Genomic DNA, 21098 nt, shown 5'->3' with positions numbered 1-21098 from the left:
GGGAGGCTGCGGGATGCTCCGCTCGGCGACCGGTGTCGACGTGCTGCTGACTGTTCTGGGCGTCGTGTACCTGATATTCACTGGAGCCGTGCTCTCCAGTGCCGGAACCACTATCGTCCGTCCCGCGCTCGCCGTCGGGCTCCTCGTCCCGTTCGCCGTCGCGGCGACCGTCTGTCGGGTACGTGACCGCCTCGCTGGGCTGGAGGAGTGGTTCGGCAGCACCCGGCGCGGCCGGGTCGCCTTCCTCGCGCTCCTGCTCACCATCATCGGGTTCCGGTTCGGCCTCGGACTCGCTCCGGAGCCAGTTCAGGACGCCGTGCTGGTCGGGGCATTCGGCGCCGCCGGCGGGATGGTAGGGCTGGCCGTGACCCGTGCCGCCGGCCGGGCGGCCAGGGACCGGTGAGTCGGCTACTCGGCTACCGGTCGCCCCGTTCTCAGTGCAGACAGTGCCCCTCGGCACCGGCGAGGCAGGACTCGAAGCACTGCACCACGCCGTACGACGACGTGGCGAACGCCAGTCCGCCGCCGAGCGCGACGCTGGTGTCCCCGCCCGTCTCGTACCGGGTCCGCGCGAACCCCACGCGGTCGCCGCTCTCCGCATCGATGGCGAGGAGGCCGCTGGGTCCCTTCTCTTCCGGGCGAGCCAGGGCGTACACCCGGCCGTCGGCGATGGCTGGTGTCCCCAGCCCGCTGAAGGCCAGTCCGTGCCGCCATCGCTCCTCGCCGGTGGCCGCCTCCCGGCAGACGATGTCCGAGAGGCGCTCGCGGTGGAAGACGAGGCCACCCGCAGTGGCGACCGACCGCCCGAGCCAGGTCCCGTCGGCCTCCGTGCGCCAGTCCGGCTTCCCGGTCCCCATATCGAGGCCCACGACCCCGGACCGGTCGCTGTCCGACGGTTCGACGGAGGCGAAGACCCGGCCCTCGCCCACGGTCGGCGGGCCGGTGACGGGCACGCGACGCTCCCACTGTACCGTTCCGTCCGCGGTGTCCAGCGCGACGACGCCGAGGTCCAGCACGGAGCAGTAGAGGGTCCCGTCCGCGTACGACGGCGCGAAGGTCCAGCCCCGTACGTCGTTCGGCACCTCGTAGCGCCACCGGACGTCGCCGGTGGCCGCGTCCAGGGCGTAGAGTCCCTCGCTGGCGTCGGTGTGCCAGGTCGTGCTCGCGGTCGGTGCGTACACCGAGCCGTCGACGACGACGGGATGCGCGGTGGCGAGGTTGCTGTTGCTCGGGGCGCCGCCGAGCGGGCGGTGCCAGCGCTCGGTCCCGTCGGGCGCGAGCGCGTGGACGCCGTCGAACGCCAGCAGGTAGAACGTCCCGTCGGCGTACACCAGCGAGTCCCAGGCGACCGCGTCGCTCGTCCCGGGGCTCTCGTGGCGGGTTACCAGGCTGTCCAGCTCGACGGCCCCGCTCGCGGCGTCCAGTCGGAGGAACCGGACCGGGCGGGGTCGGTCTCCTGCCCGTGTGGAGGGAACGGCGGCGACGACGTGGACGCTCCCGTCGACCAGTATCGGAGAGGACGAGTGTGCGTCGTCCGGAACGTCGGTGGCCCAGCGGCGTGTCAGCCCCGGGCCGGGGGCGTCGCGCTCACGGCCGTTCCCCGTCCGCTGGCGGTCGTACGCACCGCGGTGCCACTCGGCGTCGGAGAGGCCGACCGGACGGCGGACACCGGCCACCCTGGCAGCACCGACCGCACCCGCTGCACCGGCTGCGCCGAGGGCCGCCAACAGTGCTCGTCTGGAGGGCATCCCCGGTTGGTGTCGCCTCCGCCGGCAAGTGTCTTGCCACCTCCGCGTCGAGGCCGTGCACAGTCGCTGCTGTCCCGCTGACTCGGCACACACGGTCGCGACAGCTGGAACGAGAAGCTATCCGATGAAGTCGACCGTCTCACGGACGGACGCCACGTAGCCAGCGTAGGCCGCGACGAGGGTGATGACGGCGCCCCCGGCGATGGCGATGGCGCCCCCGACGCGACCCGGGTTCCGGGCGATGACCGGGAAGTCCCCGGCACTGTAGACGAAGCTCAGCTTGACGGCGAAGAACGCGCCACCGTGCCCGAACGGGGTGAAGCTGTTGAACCGGCTGACCGAGAGCACGTGCCAGAACGCCGCGGCGAACACGACGCCCGTGACGGCGCCCGCGAAGAGGCCGTGCCGGGCACTCTCTGCGGGCCCCCCTCGCGCGAGCCATCCCGCTGCCGCGCCCGCGAGCGCCCCGGAACCCAGGAGCAACAGGCCCGCGACCAGTCCGACCCGCTCCAGTGCAGGGTAGAGATAGCAGACCGCGAGATACCCCACACCCCAGGCGACGCCGACCAGAACCGCCCGCCAGTGCATGGGCGGCGTTGGTCCCCGGGCGGTTTGGCTCCTCCGACACGCCCGGTTGCTCTCACCCCCAGCGCCCGCGTCGGCTCCGGGACCGACACGGACTTGCCGCCGGCGGCCGCCGATTCCGACGATGGCGATACTCCACACCTGTCTGAACGTGGCCGACGCCGAGCGGTCGGTCGAGTGGTACGAGCAGAACCTCTCTTTCGAGCACAGCTGGGGTTTCGAGAGCGGCGACACCACCAACCTGTACGTCGCCGACGAGAACGGCACCGAACTCCAGCTCTCGGAGACCGAGGGCCAGGAGCCCGGCGAGGCCGGTGACCTCTGGGACCACCTCGCCGTCGGCGTCGAGGACGTGGACGCGGCGTTCGAGGCCATCGACCACCACGGCGTCGTGAAGGAACCGGGCGACCAGCCCGCCGCCGGCGCCCGGACGGCGTTCGTGAAGGACCCGGACGGGCACGTCGTGGAACTCATCGAGCCGCTGGAGGACTGAGTCACCACCAGAACGACCCCGTGTCTACTTCGGTACCACGAACACCGGCCCCTCGACCTTGTTGAGCACGGTCCGCGTGGTCGTGCCGATGGTACTGAACCCCTCGCCGCCCTCGCGGCGCGGGCCGAGAATCACCTCGTCGATGTCCTTCTCGCGGACGAACGCGACGATCTCTGCGGCCGGGTCGCCCTCACGGCGGACGGTACGGACGGTCGTTTCCTCCGTCAGTTTGACCTGTGCGGTCGAGAGTGCGTCCCGGTCCATCTCGACGCCCGCCTCCTCGACGGTCAGGACGTACACCTCGTCCTCGTCGTCGAGTTTCGGGATGAGGTAGTCACTCGCGGCCTCGGTCGTCGCCGAGGTGGCCGTGGCCACGAGATACCGTGTCATCTCCTGTCGGACTCTACGCCGGAGGGTGCTTAAGCCTGTCACCCCCGGAGCGGCCGGCCACGTGGCGATTTCCGTGCGGGGCGTCGCTTACTCGACTCCGTCGGGGTCGAGTCGCTCCAGCGGGACGACGACCGCCGGGATGGAGGCCCGGGCCAGCACCGTCCGGGCCGTCGACCCGAGTTCGGTATCGCTGCCGGGAGCACCGGAGCGCGGGCCGAGGACGAGGACGTCCGCACCCAGTTCGTCCGTGGCCGCCAGCATCGCCTCGGCGGGGTCGCCATCGCGCGTCCGCGTCGCCAGCGTCGCCCGCCCGGCGAGGCGGGCCCGGGCGACGTTCGCCGCGTCACCGGCATCGCGCGCGTCGCCGGCCGAAACCGTCAGAAGCGTCACGGTGTCGGCGCCGGGGCCGTCGAGCCGGCTGTCGAGGTAGTCACAGGCCACCGCAGTGGTGTGGACCGAGTCGGTCGCGACGAGGTAGTGCATGGGTCGGCTTCCCCCGCCGGAGGCCTGAAACCGACGGTCGGGACTCGCCGGGGGGCGCGGTCGAACCACGGCGCTCAAGACCGGCCCTCGCCGAGACGGTGGCGTGTTCCGGTCGGTCCGGACCCAGTGGGTACTGCTCGCCACGGCGGCAGCCACGCGCTTCGGCGGCGGCGTCCTGATGGGGACGGCGATGGCCGTCTACGTTGGGCGCGAGGGGTCGCCGCTCGCCGTGAGCGCCGTTGCCACGGCCTACTTCGCGGGGCTGATGCTCGCCTCGCCGGTCTGGGGCGCGCTCGCGGACGTGACGGGCCGTCGTCGCACGGTGCTGGTGGTCACGGGGACCCTCGCGACCCTCGCCGCCGCACCGCTGGCCGCCGCCGACGGTGTCTGGGTCCCGGTCGGCCTCCGGGGGCTGTACGCGGTCTTCGCGGCCGGGTTCGCGCCGGTCGCGCTCACCATCGCCAGCGAGCGCGGCGGCGCGGACGGACGTGGCCGGTCGCTCGGAACGTTCAACTCGGCGCGGTCGGGGGGGTTCGCCGGCGGCCAGTTCGTCGCCGGGCTCCTGCTGGGCGCCGTCGCACGCCCCGAACTCTACCTCGTCGTCGCCGGCCTCTCGGCACTGTCGACGGTCGCCGCGGCGTTCCTCGTCGACCCGACCGACGCAGGTACGGAGACCGACGTGGACTCGGGCGACGACGCGCCCCAACAGACCCGCACCGAACTCCTCCGAGAGGTCCGGCACCGCCTGTTCCCCGCGGCGGGCGAGCGCGGCCACTTCCGCGTGAAGGGCCTGCGCTGGCTGTACGTCGCTCTCGCCGTGCGCAACGTGACCGTCCTGGGCGTGATGGCACTGATGGCCCCGTACCTCGTCGACGTGGTCGGCGTCGCCGAGCCCGTGATGGGCGCCCTGCTCGCGGTCAACCACGGGACCCAGGTCGGGGCCATGTACCTGCTGGGCGTCGCGGCGGACCGCATCGGCCGCAAACCACTCATCGTGGCCGGGATGGCCGGAAGCGGTGGATTCGCGGTTCTGGCGGCGACCGCGACCGTTCCCACCACCGGCGCTGGCCTCCTCGGCGTCGCCGGCCCGACGTGGCTCGGGACCGGGCTGGCCCGGGTGGCGGTCGCGGGCGGCGCGCTGTTCGTCCTCGGCGTCTCCTTCTCGGCGATGACCACCGGCGCCGTCGCCTTCATCGGCGATGTGGCTCCGGCGGGCCGGGAGTCCGAGCTGATGGGCCTGCGCTCGACCGCGAAGGGGCTGGGCGGCGTCGTCGGCCCGACGCTGGTGGGTGGCATGGCGACACTCGCGGGCTACCCGGCCGCGTTCGCGGTCGCCAGCACGCTCGCGTTCGCGGCCGCCGGGCTGGCGGGGCTCGCGCTGGTCGAGAGTCGGCCCACAGGCGGCCGGACGGTTCCCGCCGATGACTGAGGGGGCCGCCGTCGAGTCTGGCTCTACTCGCCCTGGAAGTCGGCCCCGCCCTCGCCGAGGAAGGCGTCCAGTCCCCGCGAGAAATCCTCGGTGGCGGTGAGTCCGGCGATGGTCTCGGCCTCCGTCGCGAGCTGCTCGTCCAGCGAGCGGTCCAGCGACGAGCGCAGGAGGCCCTTCGTCGCGGCGTGGGCCAGCGTCGGACCCTCGGCGAGCCGTGCGGCCTCCGCTGCGAGCCGCTCCTCGAACTCGTCGTCGGGGACCGCCTCGGTTGCGAGACCGATGTCGGCGGCCTCCCCGGCGCCGACCGGTTCGTCGCGGAAGGCGATGCGCTGTGCCTCGCGGAGCCCGACCAGGCGTGGCAGGAAGTACGACGAGCCGCCGTCGGCCGAGAGCCCGATTCGGGGGTAGGCGAACTCGAATCGGGCCGACTCGGCGGCAAGCACCACGTCCCCGCAGATGGCCGGGCCGACACCGCCGCCAGCCGCGACGCCGTTGACGCCACAGACAACGGGCTTGGGGGCGCGAGCGAGCTGGCTCACCATCCCGTGCAGCGCGCCAGCGATGCGCCGGACCGTGGCCCCGTCGCTCCCGTCGCCGGAGAGCGCGGTGAGGTCGGCCCCCGTGTTGAACGCGCCGCCCGTCCCCGTCAGAACGATACACCGGACCGCATCGTCCTCGACGAGGTCGATGGCGGCCCGCTGGAGTTCGTCGGCCGCCTGCTGGTCCATCGAGTTGTTCCGCTCCGGTCGGTCGAAGGTGATGCGGCCGACAGCACCGTCGGCGGCGTGGGTCACGTCGACGTGTTCGGACGTCATGAGCAGGGCCACTCCCGGCTCGGATAAATGCCTGCGGGCGAGCCAGGCGACAGCTATTCGCGCGTTGCTCTCGCACCCCCATCGGATGCCGGTCGACCTCCCCGTCGCCTTCCTGCTCGCCGCCGGGGCGCTCGTCCTCGCTCCGGGCCCGGACACGTTCTACGTCCTCGATAGGGGGCTCGGTGACAGCCAGCGCGTCGGCCTGGCCGCTGCGGCCGGCGTCGCGACGGGCATCCTCGGCCACACGGCCGGCGTGACGCTCGGCCTGTCCGCGCTGTTGCGCGCGTCGCCGGCGGCCTACGGGGGACTGCGGCTCGTCGGCGCGGCGTACCTGCTCTTCCTTGGCGGGTCGACACTCCGCCGGCTCGCCCACGGCTCGGGTGCCACCATCGGCGACCGGAAAAGCCGCGACGAGAGCGGGAGCAGCCGGCGGTGGCCGAGCGACGGTATCCCCGGGGCGTACCTCCAGGGTGTCGCGGTGAACGTCCTCAACCCGAAGGTCCTGGTGTTCTTCCTGGCGTTCCTGCCGCAGTTCGCCGGTCCCGACGTGGTCGACCTGGCCGCGCACGGGGGGTGGTACGCCGTCCTCACGATGACCTACCTCGGGGCCGTTGCACTGTCGGCCCACCGCGTCCGGGGCGTCCTGGCCGCCCGTCCGCGGGTCGCGGTGGGCCTCCAGGCGGTGTCGGGCGTCGTCCTGCTCGGGTTCGGCGCCGAACTGTTGCTGTTCGGCATCGCCTGACTAGTCGTTGTCGTCCAGCTTCGTCCACTTCTTCTCGATCTCGGCGTTCCCGCGGACCATCGTGTCCCCCTCGACCCGGAAGCGGGTCTTCCGGAGTTCGATACTCTTCACCTCGCCGACGGTGCCGCCGACATCTATCCGGTCACCGGGCATGAAATCCGGGTCGCGGAGCAGGTAGACCCCGGCGACGGCGTCGGCCAGCATCCCAGACAGCGCGTACGAGACGCCCAGTGCGAGGAAGCCGGTGGCCGTCCCGAGCGAGGCGGCGATGGCGGTGAGCCCGACGATAGAGAGGAAACTGAGCCCCGCCCCGAAACAGAGGAAGACGAACACGATGGTCGAGACGAACTGCCGGTAGACTGCCTGTGACTGCGGCACGCTCCGCCGAAGAACGAGCCTGACGACGGTCATGACGAGCTTGATGACCACCGCGGCGAGTACCAGGAAGAGCAGCCCAGTCAGCAGGTCCGGCAGGGCGGCGGCCAGCCCGGCGACGAACTCGTCGAGTGCGCTACGAACTATCGAGGCCTGGACGGGTATCTGCCCGAGCACGTCCCCCTGGACGAAGCCCGCCGGGTTAACTCTCCGGGGCGGCCGTGTTCGGCTACTGCAATCGATTACGCTCCAGGTGAATCATCTCTATCTGTATCGGCCATCAGACCCAGTTATCGGCCCGATTTGTTGGCTGAACTGCACCACAGTCAGACGGACTGGTACTCCCCGAGTCGCGTCCCGTCCAGCAGGTACGCCTCCCCATCGACGAGGCCCTCGGGCAGGAACGGGGAGAGGAAGTCCTGGCCCTCGTTCACCCAGGTTCCGCCGGTGAGGTCGTTGAACGCCGGGCACACGACGAGGTCACCGACCACCTCGGGTGACTCATCACCGGCGTCCGCGGCGTGAGCCACGAAGGGGTCGGGTGCGAGTCGACCCCTGAGCCACGCGCGCTCGACCCGTCGGCCGCCGACCTCGTCCTCCAGCCGGACGACCGGGTGCTCGTGAGCGGTACAGACCACGGGCGCCTCGACGACCCCGCGCCCGGGCCACGTGTGCCCGTGCGCGAACCCGACCCCACCGACGCGGGTGCCCGCGGCGTCGGTGACCGTCACGGCGTGCCCGTCCGGCGCGTCGCCCGGGGCGTAGCCGAGGTCGGCCACCACCTCCGCGAGGCCGCCGTCGTGGTTCCCCGGCGTCACGGTGACGGGGACGCGCTCGGTCAGCGCGGCGAACAGTTCGTCCAGCTCGCGCTGTTCGGTCTCGTTCGGGTCGCCGATGGCGTTGCCCACGTCGCCGAGCAGGACGACGCGGTCGGCGCCGCTCTCGGCCAGCAGCCGGAGAGCGGACTCGCGGCGCTCGTCGGCACGGTTGCCGAGTTCCACGCCGTCGTGGCGGAGCGCCACCTCCAGCCCGGCGTGGTAGTCCGCCAGCACGAGTACACGTCCCTCATCCGTCTCGGCGACGGCCGCCGGTTCGCCGGGAAGCGGTTCGACGCGTGGAGTCTCGGGGGCCACCGCTCAGATGGGCTTCAGCAGGCCGTCCTCGGGTTCGTAACACTGCCCGCCCATCAGCGCGTCCTGTACGGCGTCGTCGACCTCGTCGGGGGACGCGCCGGTCCGGTCGACGACACGCTCTATCACCGCGTCGGTCGGCGCGCCGTCGCCGTCGTCGAGGGCCTGCATCGCGTCCATCACGGCCTCGGAGAGGTCGACATCCTCGGCTGGCTCCGCGTCACCGGCGTCGGTGTCGGTGGATTCGGATTCCGGTTCCGGTTCGGCCTCCGGCTCTGCCTCGGCTTCGGGTTCGGGGGTCGACTCCGGTTCGGCTTCGGGCTCCAGGTCCGGCTCGGATTCGACTTCGGTCCCGGTGGAGAACTCCGTCCCGTACTCCTCCTCGACCTGCTCGCGGACCTCGTCACCGAGCGGGTCCTCCTCGGGCTCCTCGGCGTCGAACTCACCAGGTTCGAACTCGCCGATGTCGTCGTCCGCCTCGCCCGTGTCCGGCTCGGGAGTAGCCGCCGGTTCCGCGGTCTCGGTCGAGTCCATCGTCTCGCCCGGTTCCGTGGTCTCGGCCGTCGTAGACGTTCCCTCGTCGGTCCCGGTCGTCTCGGGTGAGTCGGTCCCCCGGGAGTCGGTAGCAGTCGCCTCGGTAGCGGTGGCCTCCGCCGAGGCAGGTTCCGCCGTGGTCTCGGCCGCCGTGGTATCCGATGGCTCCGACGCCTCGGCCGTGTCGGGCGACTCCGGCGTGCCGGTCGCCGTCGCGTCACCGCCGGAGGCAGCCGCCGCCTCGCCCTTGCTCGGCGACTCCGATGCGGTCGTAACCGTCGCGTCGTCAGCCCCCTCTGTCGGGCTCGCTCCGGTCGAGGTGTCGGCTGCCCCTCCCGAGATGGATGGTGCGTCCGGCGGCTGCAGCATCGCGAGGTCGGCCTCGCCGCCCTCGTCGGGAGCGATATCGAGCGACCCGGCCTCGTCGCGCTCGTTCGCGACGACGCGCGTCGCGTCCAGCGAGAGGTCCCGGAGTGCATCGAGATAGGCCGGCGTCGTGCCGTAGTGCTCCCGGGCGAGGGAGACGCCCTGCGCGAGTGCGGCGTCGACGCCTGCGTCCTCGAGTTGCTGCCGGAGCACGTCGCCGGAGTGCCCGGACTCGATGGCCGCGGCCATCACGCCGATACGGTCCAGCGTCTGCTCGGCGGTCGAGACCACCCAGCGGTCCCGGGTCGCGGCGTCGACCTCGCTGATGCTCTCCGGGCGCACGGATGAGTAGACGACATCCGTATCCTCGGGCTGGTAGGTCCGGGCCTTCCCCGTCACCGCGAGGAACGCCGGCGGGTCGGTCCGCTCCAGGAACGAGAGCGCCTCGGGCTGGTACTGTCCGGCGTAGACCACGAACGCGCCCGTCGGGTCGACGATGCGTGCCCGGAGCATGGACTGGTTCACCTGCTCGAGCTCGGTGAGGACGCCGACGAGGAACATCCGGTTGACGCGCCCGCCGGTCGGCGTGATGACGAAGTTGGGGGCGCGCTCCTCGTCGCTCTCGGAGAACTGGAAGTCGCAGTCCTCGAACTCGGCGGCGAACAGCCGGTAGGCCACCTCCCGGGTCCCCGGGCCGCTGTCGCCGTCGTCGCTGCCGTCGCCGTTCTCGTCGCCGTTCGCGCTCATGCGTCACCCCGCGATTCGAGGAGGGCGGTCGCACGCGCGGCCGGGTCGTCGTCGACGGACGCGAACTCGGTGGCGTCGAGATTGGCGCCGTACTCGTCGACCGAGAGCGTCCCGCGGACGCGGAACTCCTTGCCGACGAGGTCGGCGGCGATGTCCTCGGCCACGACCTCGCGGTCCATCGCGTCGCGAGCGGCGTCGAGGGCGTCCTCGAGCGTCCCGCCGTAGATGGCCTCGGTCATCTCGCGGTCGAGAACCGCCGTCGCGGTGCCGGTCCCGTCGTCGAGGATGGCCTTCACGCGGAGGTCGTCCTCCGCGTCGACCTGTCCGTGCGAGCGGCACTGGCCGTTCTGGACCACACGGCCACACTCCGGACAGCGCTGGATGAGCCCCGAGCCGTCCCGGACCTCGATGACGTTACCGACGAGCTCCACGTCGTACGCGCCACCGCCGTCGACGGCCTCGCCGATGGGGAGCTGCTGGGCCTCGTCGTTGGCCGCGACCTCGCGGTCGATGGCTGCGACCAGCGAGAACGCGGAGACGTTCACCGAGGGGACGCCCCGGAACTCCCGGACGTAGACATCCTCGATTCGGACGGACGCGCCCTCGACGAGTTCGGGATGCGGGTCCCAGTCGGTGAACGGGAGCCGGGTCGACTCGTCGGCGAGGACACCGCTCAGGATCTCGGTCTCGCCGTCGCGGCCGTCGATGACCTTCGACTCGACCTCCATCACGCGGACCTCCAGGTTCCGCCCGCGGTCGCCGGGTTCGAGGTCGGCGAGGTTGCGGTCGCCGCCGACCTCGTACGGCACGTCGAGCGACTCGTCCTCGAACGCGAGGGTCGTCGAGTCGCCGAGGTTCAACTCGGCCTCGCCCTCCCACTCGCGCACGCCGGCATTGCCCGCGGTGATGGTGTCGCCTTCCGAGAGGCCGAAGTCGTTCCACGCGGTGAAATCGATGACGCCCGTCTCGTCGGCCAGTTCGCCCTCGTGGATGACCTGGTCCTCGCCGTTGTAGCGGATGGACCGCTTGCCGACGGTGAGGACGCGGGCCGTGACGGTGACGTTGCCGGAGTCGGGTTCGATGTCGGCGATGTCGGCCTTGGTCGGCTCGGAACCGCCGCCACCGTCGCCACCGCCGTACTTCCGGCGGAGCGAACCCTTCGCCTCGTCCACCGGCACGCTGTACTGTACCAGCCGTTCCAGGTCCTCTAAGACCTCCTCTTTGTCGACGCCGAGGTCGGAGGCGAGTTCCTCGGCATGGTCTTCTAACTCCATCGGGCGGGTGTTCGCCGGGATTCGACAAAAGGGTTCCCGCCGTCAGTGCTCGTTCAGCCCACGGTCGAGGAACTCCAGCACGACCGGCCAGGAGTCCGCCGCGGCGTGTGCGGTCGCGCGGGCGGTCACATCGCCCGCTTCGACACCCCCGAACGGAACGTGCGGCACGCCGATAAGGTGGCCACAGCCGTCGTAGGTCAGGTGCTCGAACGGATGGGGGAAGTCGTGTCGCGACAGCCGCTCGGCCGTGACGGCCGAGAGCCGTCGGGCCGGCCACACCGGGTCCGCATCGCCAGAGAGCAGGAGGACGGGCCCCTCGATCCGCTCGACCGGGATGGTCGCGGCGCGGCGGGCGGCCTCCGAGGCGTTCTCGAAGCCCCGCTCCAGAACCGGCCGCGTGCGGACCCGACCGTCGTCCGTCCGCTCCGGCGGTCCCTCCCCCGAGAGATGTGGAATCGGCTCCCCGTCGACCACCCAGGCCGGCGTGCCGTCGGGCGTATCCCAGACGACACCGCTCCCGGCGTAGGAGACGACGGCGCCCACCCAGTCGGCCCTCGCGCCGAGCAGGAGCGCGAGTTCGGCCCCGCGGGATGTTCCGACGACGCCCAGCCGCCCTCCCCGGAGGTCGGGCTGGTCGCGGAGCCAGGCTGCCGCCTCGTCGAAGTACGAGAGCGGCACGCGAGCGAGTTCGTCCGGAATCGGGTCGGGCTCGCCGAAGTACTGGAGCGAGCACACGGCGAACCCGTGGGTCGCGAGCGTCCGCGCGAGCCGGTGGGAGGTCCGGCCGGCCGACCCGTGCAGGTCGAGGACGACCGGATGCGGCCCGCCGTCCGGCGGGAGGAACAGGTCGCCGACGAGGCCCTCGTGGTCGACGGCTCGTGTCTCGATGGCCGGGTCGTACAGCATCCGTGTCACCTCCCGCTCGCTCGCCGCAGCGTCGGTACTGGCCTGCAGGGCGACCGGCACCTCGGCACGGTCGCCGAGGCTCACGAACCGGGCATCGGCGTCGGTCCGCATCGACCACAGCCACCCCATCGGTTCGACGCCCTCGTACGTCCCTCGCTCGGGGGCACGGTCGCGGCAGTCGACGATGCCCTCCCCGTCGGCCGTGTACGCCGCCCGCGATATCCACTCCCTGCCCTCGTCGTCGACGAGCGTGGCACGGAACTCGACGGTCGAGCCGGGTGCCGCGCCGGTGACACGGAGATCGACTGCCTCGTCGTTCGGTGAGCGGGACGGGACTTCGATGGAGAGGGTACTGGAAGCACGATTCCAGTCGCTGTCGTCGGAGTTTCGTTTCATCGTGGGTATCCGGAGACCAGAGTCAGGAATTAGTCGAATAGGTGCAGAATAATAAATATAACGAAGTTATTTTTTAATTATCGCCGCTTGAGGAGTCGAATCGGCGAGTTATGAAGGTTGCGGTCGAATCCGCCGTCGAGTCGCCCGGGTGCGACTCCAGCGCCGAACCCTTAACGGGGTCCCGCTCGCGTTCGTGGACATGGCAGATACGACAGAACACGTGGCCATCCTCGGTGCCGGAACGATGGGGCGGGGCATCGCCCACGCCGCCGCCGTCGTGGGACACGAGGTGACGCTTCGGGACGTGGACGAGTCGGTTCTCGAGGAGGCCGCCGACGCGGTCGACGAGAGCATCTCCGGCGCCGCCGACCGTGGCAAACTCGACGCCGCCGCGGCCGAGGCCGCGCGCCAGCGCGTGCGGACGACGGAGGACATCGACGCCTGCGCGGACGCGACCGTCGTCATCGAGGCCGTTCCCGAGCAACTCGACCTGAAGACCAGCGTGCTCGATGAAGCCGTGGCCGTCGTCGACGACGACGCACTCGTCACCTCCAACACCTCCTCGCTTCCGGTGACCGAACTCGCCGCGTCGCTCGAGGACCCGTCGCGGTTCTGTGGGCTCCACTTCTTCAACCCCGCGTACGTGATGGGGCTGGTCGAGGTGGTGACCGCCGAGCAGACGGGCGACGACGCCCGTCAGCACGCCATCGACTTCGTCGAGTCGCTGGAGAAGGAGGCCGTCGTCGTCCGTGACGCGCCAGGGTTCGCATCCTCGCGGCTCGGCGTCACGCTCGGCGCCGAGGCGATGCGGATGCTGGAGACGGGCACCGCGAAGACCGCCGATATCGACGCCGCGATGGAGCTGGGGTACCGCCATCCGATGGGACCGCTGAAGCTCTCCGACGTGGTCGGGCTGGACGTCCGACTCGACATCCTCGAACACCTGCGCGAGGAACTGGGCGAGCGCTTCCGCCCGCCGGAGGTGCTGCGTCGCAAGGTCCGCGCCGGCCACCTCGGACAGAAGTCCGGCCGCGGGTTCTACGTCTGGGAGGACGGCGAGGCCGTCCGCCCGGTCGACGAGGCGTAGGATGACCGAGGACGGCGCGGCCCACGACGAGGGCTCGACCGCCAGCGAGGACCACCCACCGCGCCCGCTCGGGGAGCCGCCACCGACGACGAGCGACGTGCTCGACGAACTGGAGGCCCTCTCCCGGACTGTCGACGACCCCGAGGAGCGCGAGGCTGTCGAGCGCGCGAAACTCGTCCTCGGCGAGATGCAGTCGGGGCCGTTCGGCAACGTCGTCTACGGCTTCGACCGCGCGGACGCCGCCGAGGCGCTGCTGGGGGCGCTCCTGTTCGGTATCCCCATGTTCGTGGAGGGAGGCACCCTGGAGGTCGGCGCGTTCGTCGCCACCAACCCCCTCTACCTCGCCGGGACCCTCGGCGCGTCCGTCCTGCTCACGGTCGGTATCCTCTACGTCGCCGACTTCCAGGACGTACGCGTCTACCGACCGTTGCTGGGGTTCATCCCCCGGCGGCTCGCCGGTATCCTCATCATCTCGTTCGTCACGGCGCTGGTCGCGATGACCGCGTGGGGTCGGCTGGACTGGTCACAGCCGTGGCTCTCGTTCTGCCAGGTGTCGGTCACGCTGGTGCCGATGGTCATCGGGGCGGCGCTGGGGGACCTGCTACCCGGTTCCTGAACGCCAGTCGGCTCGGGGCCCCTCCCGGGACCGACGGAGGCTCGCCGAGTATATTTCATACTGGCGAATATATTGATATGATTGGGGTATTGTGTAGTACGTGTCGATACAACTGAGGTAGGACCGACACAAGAGCTAAACTCGGCTTCCACCTATCCCCGTGTGATGCATCGACGCCGGCTCGTCGTCGCCCTCCTCGCTCTCATCCTGCTTGCGGGGTGCAACGCGCTGTCCGCACCGTCGTCGGGCACGGAGACGCTGACGCCGGCGGCGGTGCCGGAGGGGGTACCGACGGCCGCCCCGGGCGTCCCGGCTGCCGAGGGGGTGACGGCGCTGGACGCCGACCGGCTGCTCGCGGCGGACGCGCGGCGGCGCGAGGCCACGAGCTATCGCCTGACGCGGACGGTCGAGATCCGTGGCCGGAACTGGACCACCCGCATCGACCGCGACCGGCGGGTCGCTGCGAACGGTACCATCTACGAGCGTGTCGAGACAGAGGGGTCTCCCGGGCTGACGCCGGCGGTCGCCCGGAGCGAACTGTGGAAGGACGGTTCGGCGGTGTTCGTCCGGACGTACGACCAGGACGGCACCCGGATCGAACGGGGCCCGTTCCCGTCCGTTCCGGGGCACTTCCGCCGATGGGTGATGCTCCGGGAGCAGCTCGCGGCCGGCGGCGAGTACCGGGTGGAGCAGACCACCGAAGGGGTCGTCCTGCGCACCGCGGAGCCCCCGCCGCTGGAGGAGGGAGTCATCCCCATCTCGCTGGGCGAACCACGGAACGTGACCGCGCGACTGACTGTCGAGGAATCGGGGCTGGTCCGGTCGCTCCGGCTGCGCTACGACACGACCGTCCGGGGCGAGACGGTCCGGGTCGAGATAACCCACCGACTCACGGCGGTCGGGAACACGACCATCGACCGGCCGGACTGGGTCGGCTAGTCGAACGCTGCCGCGCGGCGCTCCTCCAGGGTCTCCTGGACCCGGTCCCAGTCCACGGGCGGTGCGAACGCGGACAGGGCGCGCTCGAACGCTGCGAGGTCCGAACCGAACCGGTCGTGCCAGGCCGGCTCGCCGTGCTCCGACAGCGTCTCGACGAGAGCTCGTGCCTCCCGCTCCGTCGCCGCGACCCGGTCTGCGAGCTCCGCCCGGAACGGGTCGCCCTCGCGGTCCGCCCAGGTCCGGAGGTCGGCGGCCTCGGCGCAGAGGTCGGTGGCGAGCAGCGCCATCACGTGCGCCCGCATCGTGGCATCCGCCCAGTCCGCCGCGGGCGTCTCGCTCGCGGAAAGCGCGTCGGCCGCGGCCGACAGCTCCTCGAGCGACCCCGAAACCAGGTCGATGTCCTCGGCCAGTTCGTCGTACCGGCGGTCCGGACTGGCGAGCCACGACTCGAACGCCTCCAGGTCGAACGAGAGCTCGTCGGCCTCCCGGGCGACGTTCTGCGCGGTCGCCGCGACCTCGCGGAGTTCGACCGCCAGTTCGTACACCGCGCCCGGGTCGCCCAGCTGCTCGACGGGGGGACGGAGCCCATCCGAGAGGTCGGCGGCACGCGCCTCGACCGCTGCCAGCCGGTCGTCGTACGTCCCCAGCCGGGCCGCGACGACGTCGATGTCGGCGACGGGGTCGGCTGCCGCGGTCGCGTCCTCGTGGGCGATACCGGCGAGTTCGACCCGCGTCTCCGCGGTGGCGACCAGCTTCGACGTATCGGAGACGGTGTCGTCGACGGCCTCGCGGGTGACGACGCCGTCCTCGGTGACCGGGTCGAGCGCCTCGCGTACGGTGTCGGGGTCGCGGTCGCCGTCCCCGCGGTCGACAATCGCATCGACCGCGCTCCCCACTGGCAGTCCAACGAGCCCGCTCTCGTTCATGTTCCGGGGTCACCGGTCACAGCCCGTATACCTTCCGTCAGAGCCGTTCGTTCGGGACAGCACCCCTCGGTAGCGGTCGGGTCGGATATATATCCGTCATGGGTCGAACGTGGGCGAACCCCCTCGAACGTGGATGAACCCACCCGAACGGGGCGGACCCCTCGGCTCCGAATCGGCCTGTATCGGCGCATAGCGGTATTATAAACCGCTTTAATCGAATCCCGGGTCCTCTCAGTTGATGTCAGACGGCACAACGTCCGGTACCGGCGTATCACGGCGGAAGTTCCTCGTCAGTTCGGGCGCCATCGGGGCAGCGGGGCTGGCTGGCTGCACCAGCAACGGCCAGAACAACAGCGGCGGCGGCGGCGACGGTGGCGACGGTGGCGACGGCGGCAGCGGCGGCCCGGCGCTGCTCACCGCCGAGGGCTCCTCGACCGTCTACCCCATCTCGAACAAGGGCAGTTCCTACTGGAACGCGAACGCGCCGCCGAGCGACGGCGAGTACTGGGGCTCCAATGACGAGGGGCAGGTGCCCGGCTGGAACGAGATCCAGACGGACGACAACCTTGCGGACTACTTCGCGGCCAAGTACGGCTTCGAGAAGACGGGTCAGCGGTCGAACCCGCCGTACAACACGACGGTCAGCCTGAGCCACTCCGGCACCGGCTGCAAGGCGGTCCGCGACGAGCTGGTCGACATCGGAAACTCCTCCGGCCCCATCACGGCCGAACTCGGCTGGAGCGAGGAGAAGGCCAACGAGGAGGTCGTCGACCACGTCGTCGGCCGCGACGGCCAGCCGGTCGTCGTGAGCAGCGATATCTACGACAACGGCGTCCAGCAGCTCACCGGTGAGCAGGTCCGGAAGATCTACCAGGACGAGATAACCAACTGGTCCGAGGTCGGCGGCCCCGACCAGGAGATCTTCGTCATCGGCCGTGCGGAGGGCTCGGGCACGGACACGGCGTTCCGGCTCAACATGCTCGGCAGCGCCGACGCACCGATGCCGGGCGTCAACTCCCGGTTCGGACAGAACCAGCAGGTCGCCGAGGCCGTCTCCAACAACGACGGTGCCATCGCGTACATGGCGCTGGCGTTCACCAGCGAGACGGTCCAGCCGATCGGCATCGAGTTCGAGGGGACCCTGTACCAGCCGGACAAGGACGCCGAGAACACCATCTTCGACAGTTCCTACCCGCTGAACCGCGACCTCCACATGTACACGAAGATCACCGAGGACACCCCGAGCGGGACGGACAAGCGGGAGGGGGCCTTCCTGAACATGTTCCTGACGAACTTCGGTCAGATCGTCTTCGTCGAACAGAACAACTACATCCCGCTTCCGACGAGCGATATCCAGTCAGAGGCCGACAAGCTGCCCGAGCAGGCGTAACGCGGGGGTTCCTGTCGACGAGGCCGTTGCCGTTCCCGTCCTCACCGTTTCATACGATACGTCACATACCATGTCGAACACAACGAACGAACCGGCCGCGAGTGCGGGCATGTTCGCGCGACGGCGCCGGCAGCTCCGGGACTTCGTCGAGGAGACGGAGCCGGCGGCGCTGGCCACGGTCAGCGTGATGACCGTCGCGCTCCTGTCGGCACTCGCCGGGTTCCTCGCGGTGTCGCCCCTGACTATCATCCCCTTCGCCGTGTTCCTCGTCAGTACGGGGTACGGCTGGCTCCGGCACCAGGGCCTGACCGCCCGGGTGCTGACCTTCTCGATGATGGTCTCGACCGTCCTGATACTGCTGTTGATCATCGTCTTCATCTTCGTCGAGTCGATTCCCGTCATCCAGTACGAGAGCGCGACCGTGTTCGGCGTCTCCATCCCCGGGCTGCGGCTGTTCACGCAGACGCAGTGGGACGCGGTCTCCCCGCCGATCCGGTACTCGATGGTCCCGATGATCCACGGGACGGTGATGGTGACGGCCATCGCGACGGCGGTCGCGGCGCCGCTGGGCGTGGCCGCAGCGCTGTTCCTCTCGGAGATCGCACCACCGACCGTCCGCGAGGTCGTCAAGCCGGGCGTGGAGATCCTCGCCGGTATCCCCTCCATCGTCTACGGGTTCATCGGGTTCACCATCCTGAGCCCGTGGGCGGCCGACCAGTTCCAGACCGTCGGCCAGGGGTCGTACCTGTTCGTCGGCATCGTCGTCGGGCTGATGGCGCTGCCGACGGTCGTCTCGGTGGCCGAGGACGCCCTCTCGAGCGTCCCCGAGTCGATGAAGAGCGGCTCGCTCGCGATGGGAACGACCGACTGGCAGACGATGACCTCCATCACCCTGCCGGCGGCGTTCTCGGGCGTCTCGGCGGCGGTCCTGCTGGGAGTCGGGCGGGCCATCGGCGAGACGATGGCCGCGACGGTCATGTTGCGGGGCGTGCCGCAGTTGACGGAGCCGCTGTACAACGCCTTCTACGGCCAGGCGACGCTCACCTCGCTCATCGCCAACAACTACGGCGAGGCCGACGGGCTCCAGATGGACGCCCTGTTCGTCGCGGGCGTCATCCTGTTCATCACGGTACTCGTCATCTCCATCGGGGCACAGTACATCGAGTGGCGGATGCGCCGGAAGCTGGGAGGTGATGTCTGATGGCGGGCACGACGCGGACGAACCTCGTCAAGGGCGACACCTCGGAGACGAACGCGGTCGCGGCGGGCGCGATCGCGCTCGCGGCACTCCTCTTTGCCCTCTCGCTGGCGGCGCTGTTCGAACTCGTCACCATCAGCGACCCGGTCGGCGGCGTGCCGGTCGTCACGCTGCTCGGGCTGATCCTCGCGGGCCTGGGCGGGGCGGTCATCACCTTCGGCGTCGGCTCGTTCCTGGGTTACGTCGAGACCCAGCCGAGCCCGAGCGCCGGCCTGGTCGCGACGGCGGTCCTCTCGGGCATCTGGTTCACGGTCGGTGGGCTGGTCGCCTCCCAGACACTCGGGCTGGGTGGGCTCACCTGGCTGCCCGTCGCCCTCCTCGTGGGCGGCGGCGCGTTCGCCCTGACCGCGCTCCCCCGGGAGGACATCGGCTCGACGCTCCCAGCCGGCGCCCTCACCCTCCTGACGGGACTGGTCTTCGTCACCGGGACCATCGGGCCGGCCTGGGTGTGGGAGCTGGCCTTCGAGCAGCAGGCCTCGCTCACCGCCGAGTTCGTCGTCCCCACGGCGACGCTGTTCGCCGCGCTCCTCTCGGGCTGGGCCGCGGCGAAGGCGTACGGCGGCTTCGGCGCCCGTGGCCGGCATATGGGCGCGTACGTACTCATCTACCTGAACGCGAGTTCCATCGTGGGCGTGCTGTTCGTTCTGGTCGCGTTCACGGCGGTGAAGGGGATTCCTGGGCTGTTGAACGGGGCCCGGGTCGGCCAGGGTGTCGGCCCGGCAGTGGGACCGGTCGCGCTCCCGGTCTCGGTGCCGTTCGTGATGAACGGAGCCGGACTGTTCGCCGAGGTGAAGGGCGTGCTGCCGGCGATCGTCGGGACGGTCTGGCTGGTGGTCGGCGCGGTGCTGTTCGCGGTGCCGCTGGGCGTCGGTGCGGCGATCTTCCTCACGGAGTACGCCGAGCGGGGTCGACTCACCCAGGCCGTCGAGGTGGCGACCAACGGGCTCTGGAGCACGCCCAGCATCGTGTTCGGCCTGTTCGGCTTCGCCTTCCTCGTCCCACGGTTCGGGGGGAACAAGTCGCTGATATCGGGGATGCTCACGCTCGGGTTCATGCTTCTCCCGTTGGTGCTCATCACGAGCCGGGAGGCGATCATCGCGGTGCCCGACGAGTACCGCGACGCGAGCGCCGCGCTGGGGGTCACGAAGTGGCAGACGGTCAAGAGCGTGGTCATCCCGGCTGCGCTTCCAGGCGTCGTCACGGGCGTCATCCTCGGCGTCGGCCGGATCGCGGGCGAGACCGCCCCCATCCTGCTGACGATGACCGGCGGGACGTTCGTCTCGGGGGGGCAGACCGTCGACGTGATTGGCGGCTTCCAGTTCACGAGCACGCCGCCGTTCGTCGCCAACCCCGAGCTGCTGGATGCGACGACGGCGCTCCCGTTCCAGCTGTTCGCGCTGATCAAGGCGGGCGTCGGCCTCGGCGACAACGTCGCCAGCCCCGAGCAGTTCCAGTGGGCGACGGCACTGATGTTGCTGGTGGTGGTGCTGTCGTTCTACGCGATCGGCATCGGCGCGCGGTACTACTTCCGGAGGCGACTCAACCATGAGTGAAACCACACAGGCGGAGGCAGAGCGGACGGAAGCGGAGACAGCACCGGACCAGCCCCTCGAGACGACGAGCGGCGAGACCGAAGAACAGGTCCGCGAGGAGTGGCGCGAGTACGCGTTCGACGGCCGGACCAAGCTCGCAGCCGAGGACCTCGATGTTCACTACGGCGACGACCACGCCCTGAAGGGCGTCTCCATCGAGATTCCGGAGAACAGCGTCACCGCGCTCATCGGCCCCTCGGGTTGCGGGAAGTCGACGTTCCTCCGGTGTCTCAACCGGATGAACGACCGCATCGGGAGTGCCCGGGTCGACGGCTCCGTCCGTATCGACGGGGAGGAGATCTACCAGGACGGGGTGAACCTCGTCGAACTCCGCAAGCGTGTCGGGATGGTGTTCCAGTCGCCGAACCCCTTCCCGAAGTCGATCCGAGAGAACATCTCGTACGGTCCCGAGAAGCATGGCGACCTGCAGACGGGGCTGCTCGCGCGGCTGCTCGACCGGAGCGACGAGGACGAGCGCGAGCAGCTCGTCGAGCGGTGTCTCCGCGACGCGGCGCTCTGGGACGAGGTGAACGACCGGCTCGACGACAACGCCCTCGGACTGTCGGGCGGCCAGCAACAGCGGCTCTGCATCGCCCGCTGCCTGTCGGTCGACCCGGATGTCATCCTGATGGACGAGCCCGCCTCGGCCCTGGACCCCATCGCGACCGCCAAGATAGAGGACCTCATCGACCAGCTGAGCGAGGAGTACACGGTCGTCATCGTCACCCACAACATGCAGCAGGCGGCCCGTATCTCCGACCAGACGGCTGTCTTCCTCACCGGCGGCGAGCTCGTCGAGTACGGTGACACCGACCAGGTGTTCGAGAACCCCCACAGCGAGCGGGTCGAGGACTACATCACCGGCAAGTTCGGGTGA

At 70.4% G+C, this 21098-nt stretch carries 22 protein-coding genes; 11 read left to right on the top strand and 11 right to left on the bottom strand.

Annotated features, from left to right (window positions below; translation table 11 throughout):
- The first annotated feature begins 13 nt into the window (after positions 1–13).
- A complete protein-coding gene (locus NL115_RS18075) occupies positions 14–403 on the top strand; it encodes a hypothetical protein (protein WP_254830718.1) in 390 nt (129 codons plus the stop codon).
- A gap of 31 nt (positions 404–434) precedes the next feature.
- On the opposite strand, the gene NL115_RS18070 is transcribed toward NL115_RS18075, so the two are convergent.
- Both NL115_RS18070 and NL115_RS18065 read right to left on the bottom strand, forming a co-directional pair.
- Positions 435–1748, bottom strand: a complete 1314-nt coding sequence (locus tag NL115_RS18070) for an outer membrane protein assembly factor BamB family protein (RefSeq protein WP_254830717.1) — start codon at positions 1746–1748, stop codon at positions 435–437.
- A gap of 117 nt (positions 1749–1865) precedes the next feature.
- Positions 1866–2336 carry a hypothetical protein gene (locus NL115_RS18065; protein ID WP_254830716.1) on the bottom strand — a complete coding sequence of 157 codons (471 nt, stop codon included), beginning with the start codon at positions 2334–2336 and terminating at the stop codon, positions 1866–1868.
- Between the two features lie 121 nt (positions 2337–2457).
- Here NL115_RS18065 and NL115_RS18060 point away from each other — a divergent pair, with 121 nt between their 5' ends.
- Positions 2458–2826 (top strand): VOC family protein, encoded by a 369-nt coding sequence (locus NL115_RS18060; RefSeq protein WP_254830715.1) that lies wholly within the window; start codon positions 2458–2460, stop codon positions 2824–2826.
- Positions 2827–2850: 24 nt separating this feature from the next.
- Here the strand turns inward: NL115_RS18060 and NL115_RS18055 are convergent, their stop codons facing one another.
- Both NL115_RS18055 and NL115_RS18050 read right to left on the bottom strand, forming a co-directional pair.
- A complete protein-coding gene (locus tag NL115_RS18055) occupies positions 2851–3216 on the bottom strand; it encodes a universal stress protein (RefSeq protein ID WP_254830714.1) in 366 nt (121 codons plus the stop codon).
- A gap of 87 nt (positions 3217–3303) precedes the next feature.
- The gene (locus NL115_RS18050; protein WP_254830713.1) at positions 3304–3699 is read right to left on the bottom strand and encodes a universal stress protein; all 396 of its coding nucleotides are present in this window, start codon (positions 3697–3699) and stop codon (positions 3304–3306) included.
- 103 nt (positions 3700–3802) lie between these two features.
- Here NL115_RS18050 and NL115_RS18045 point away from each other — a divergent pair, with 103 nt between their 5' ends.
- The gene (locus tag NL115_RS18045; protein WP_254830712.1) at positions 3803–5128 is read left to right on the top strand and encodes an MFS transporter; all 1326 of its coding nucleotides are present in this window, start codon (positions 3803–3805) and stop codon (positions 5126–5128) included.
- A gap of 23 nt (positions 5129–5151) precedes the next feature.
- Here NL115_RS18045 and NL115_RS18040 read toward each other — a convergent pair whose 3' ends face one another.
- Positions 5152–5943, bottom strand: a complete 792-nt coding sequence (locus tag NL115_RS18040; RefSeq protein ID WP_254830711.1) for an enoyl-CoA hydratase/isomerase family protein — start codon at positions 5941–5943, stop codon at positions 5152–5154.
- Positions 5944–6028: 85 nt separating this feature from the next.
- Between NL115_RS18040 and NL115_RS18035 the strand changes: the two genes are divergently transcribed.
- Positions 6029–6685, top strand: a complete 657-nt coding sequence (locus NL115_RS18035) for a LysE family translocator (RefSeq protein ID WP_254830710.1) — start codon at positions 6029–6031, stop codon at positions 6683–6685.
- On the opposite strand, the gene NL115_RS18030 is transcribed toward NL115_RS18035, so the two are convergent.
- From NL115_RS18030 to NL115_RS18010, 5 genes are all read right to left on the bottom strand, one after another.
- On the bottom strand, positions 6686–7237 hold the full coding sequence (locus tag NL115_RS18030; RefSeq protein WP_254830709.1) for a mechanosensitive ion channel domain-containing protein: 552 nt from the start codon (positions 7235–7237) through the stop codon (positions 6686–6688).
- A gap of 149 nt (positions 7238–7386) precedes the next feature.
- Complete coding sequence (locus tag NL115_RS18025) at positions 7387–8193, bottom strand: metallophosphoesterase (RefSeq protein ID WP_254830708.1); 807 nt, start codon at positions 8191–8193, stop codon at positions 7387–7389.
- Positions 8194–8196: 3 nt separating this feature from the next.
- Positions 8197–9837: a hypothetical protein gene (locus tag NL115_RS18020; protein ID WP_254830707.1), complete on the bottom strand. Its 1641-nt coding sequence runs from the start codon at positions 9835–9837 to the stop codon at positions 8197–8199.
- A complete protein-coding gene (locus tag NL115_RS18015) occupies positions 9834–11111 on the bottom strand; it encodes a Single-stranded DNA binding protein (protein ID WP_254830706.1) in 1278 nt (425 codons plus the stop codon). Before NL115_RS18015 ends, NL115_RS18020 begins: the two co-directional genes overlap by 4 nt.
- Before the next feature lie 42 nt (positions 11112–11153).
- Entirely contained in the window at positions 11154–12413 is a 1260-nt protein-coding gene (locus NL115_RS18010; protein ID WP_254830705.1) for an acyl-CoA thioesterase/bile acid-CoA:amino acid N-acyltransferase family protein, read from the bottom strand.
- 199 nt (positions 12414–12612) lie between these two features.
- On the opposite strand from NL115_RS18010, the gene NL115_RS18005 reads away from it, so the two are divergent.
- The 3 genes from NL115_RS18005 to NL115_RS17995 all read left to right on the top strand — a co-directional run bounded on the left by NL115_RS18005 (position 12613) and on the right by NL115_RS17995 (position 15055).
- The gene (locus tag NL115_RS18005) at positions 12613–13500 is read left to right on the top strand and encodes a 3-hydroxyacyl-CoA dehydrogenase family protein (protein WP_254830704.1); all 888 of its coding nucleotides are present in this window, start codon (positions 12613–12615) and stop codon (positions 13498–13500) included.
- Position 13501: 1 nt separating this feature from the next.
- Entirely contained in the window at positions 13502–14116 is a 615-nt protein-coding gene (locus NL115_RS18000) for a DUF2391 domain-containing protein (RefSeq protein ID WP_254830703.1), read from the top strand.
- A 165-nt stretch (positions 14117–14281) separates the two neighbouring features.
- Positions 14282–15055, top strand: a complete 774-nt coding sequence (locus NL115_RS17995; protein ID WP_254830702.1) for a hypothetical protein — start codon at positions 14282–14284, stop codon at positions 15053–15055.
- Here NL115_RS17995 and NL115_RS17990 read toward each other — a convergent pair.
- On the bottom strand, positions 15052–15981 hold the full coding sequence (locus NL115_RS17990) for a hypothetical protein (RefSeq protein WP_254830701.1): 930 nt from the start codon (positions 15979–15981) through the stop codon (positions 15052–15054). The genes NL115_RS17995 and NL115_RS17990 overlap by 4 nt on opposite strands.
- 238 nt (positions 15982–16219) lie before the next feature.
- Between NL115_RS17990 and NL115_RS17985 the strand changes: the two genes are divergently transcribed.
- The 4 genes from NL115_RS17985 to pstB all read left to right on the top strand — a co-directional run bounded on the left by NL115_RS17985 (position 16220) and on the right by pstB (position 21098).
- Positions 16220–17371, top strand: a complete 1152-nt coding sequence (locus NL115_RS17985) for a substrate-binding domain-containing protein (RefSeq protein ID WP_254830700.1) — start codon at positions 16220–16222, stop codon at positions 17369–17371.
- A 70-nt stretch (positions 17372–17441) separates the two neighbouring features.
- Positions 17442–18572, top strand: coding sequence for a phosphate ABC transporter permease subunit PstC (gene pstC, locus NL115_RS17980; RefSeq protein ID WP_254830699.1), 1131 nt, complete (start codon positions 17442–17444; stop codon positions 18570–18572).
- Positions 18572–20182 (top strand): phosphate ABC transporter permease PstA, encoded by a 1611-nt coding sequence (gene pstA, locus NL115_RS17975; RefSeq protein WP_254830698.1) that lies wholly within the window; start codon positions 18572–18574, stop codon positions 20180–20182. Before pstC ends, pstA begins: the two co-directional genes overlap by 1 nt.
- Complete coding sequence (gene pstB, locus NL115_RS17970; protein WP_254830697.1) at positions 20175–21098, top strand: phosphate ABC transporter ATP-binding protein PstB; 924 nt, start codon at positions 20175–20177, stop codon at positions 21096–21098. The genes pstA and pstB overlap by 8 nt, the downstream gene beginning before the upstream one ends.

Source organism: Haloglomus salinum (genome assembly GCF_024298825.1).
In the GTDB taxonomy this organism is placed as follows: domain Archaea; phylum Halobacteriota; class Halobacteria; order Halobacteriales; family Haloarculaceae; genus Haloglomus; species Haloglomus salinum.
Note: the sequence above shows the minus strand (reverse complement) of the source record. Positions and strands in the feature narration are given on the sequence as shown.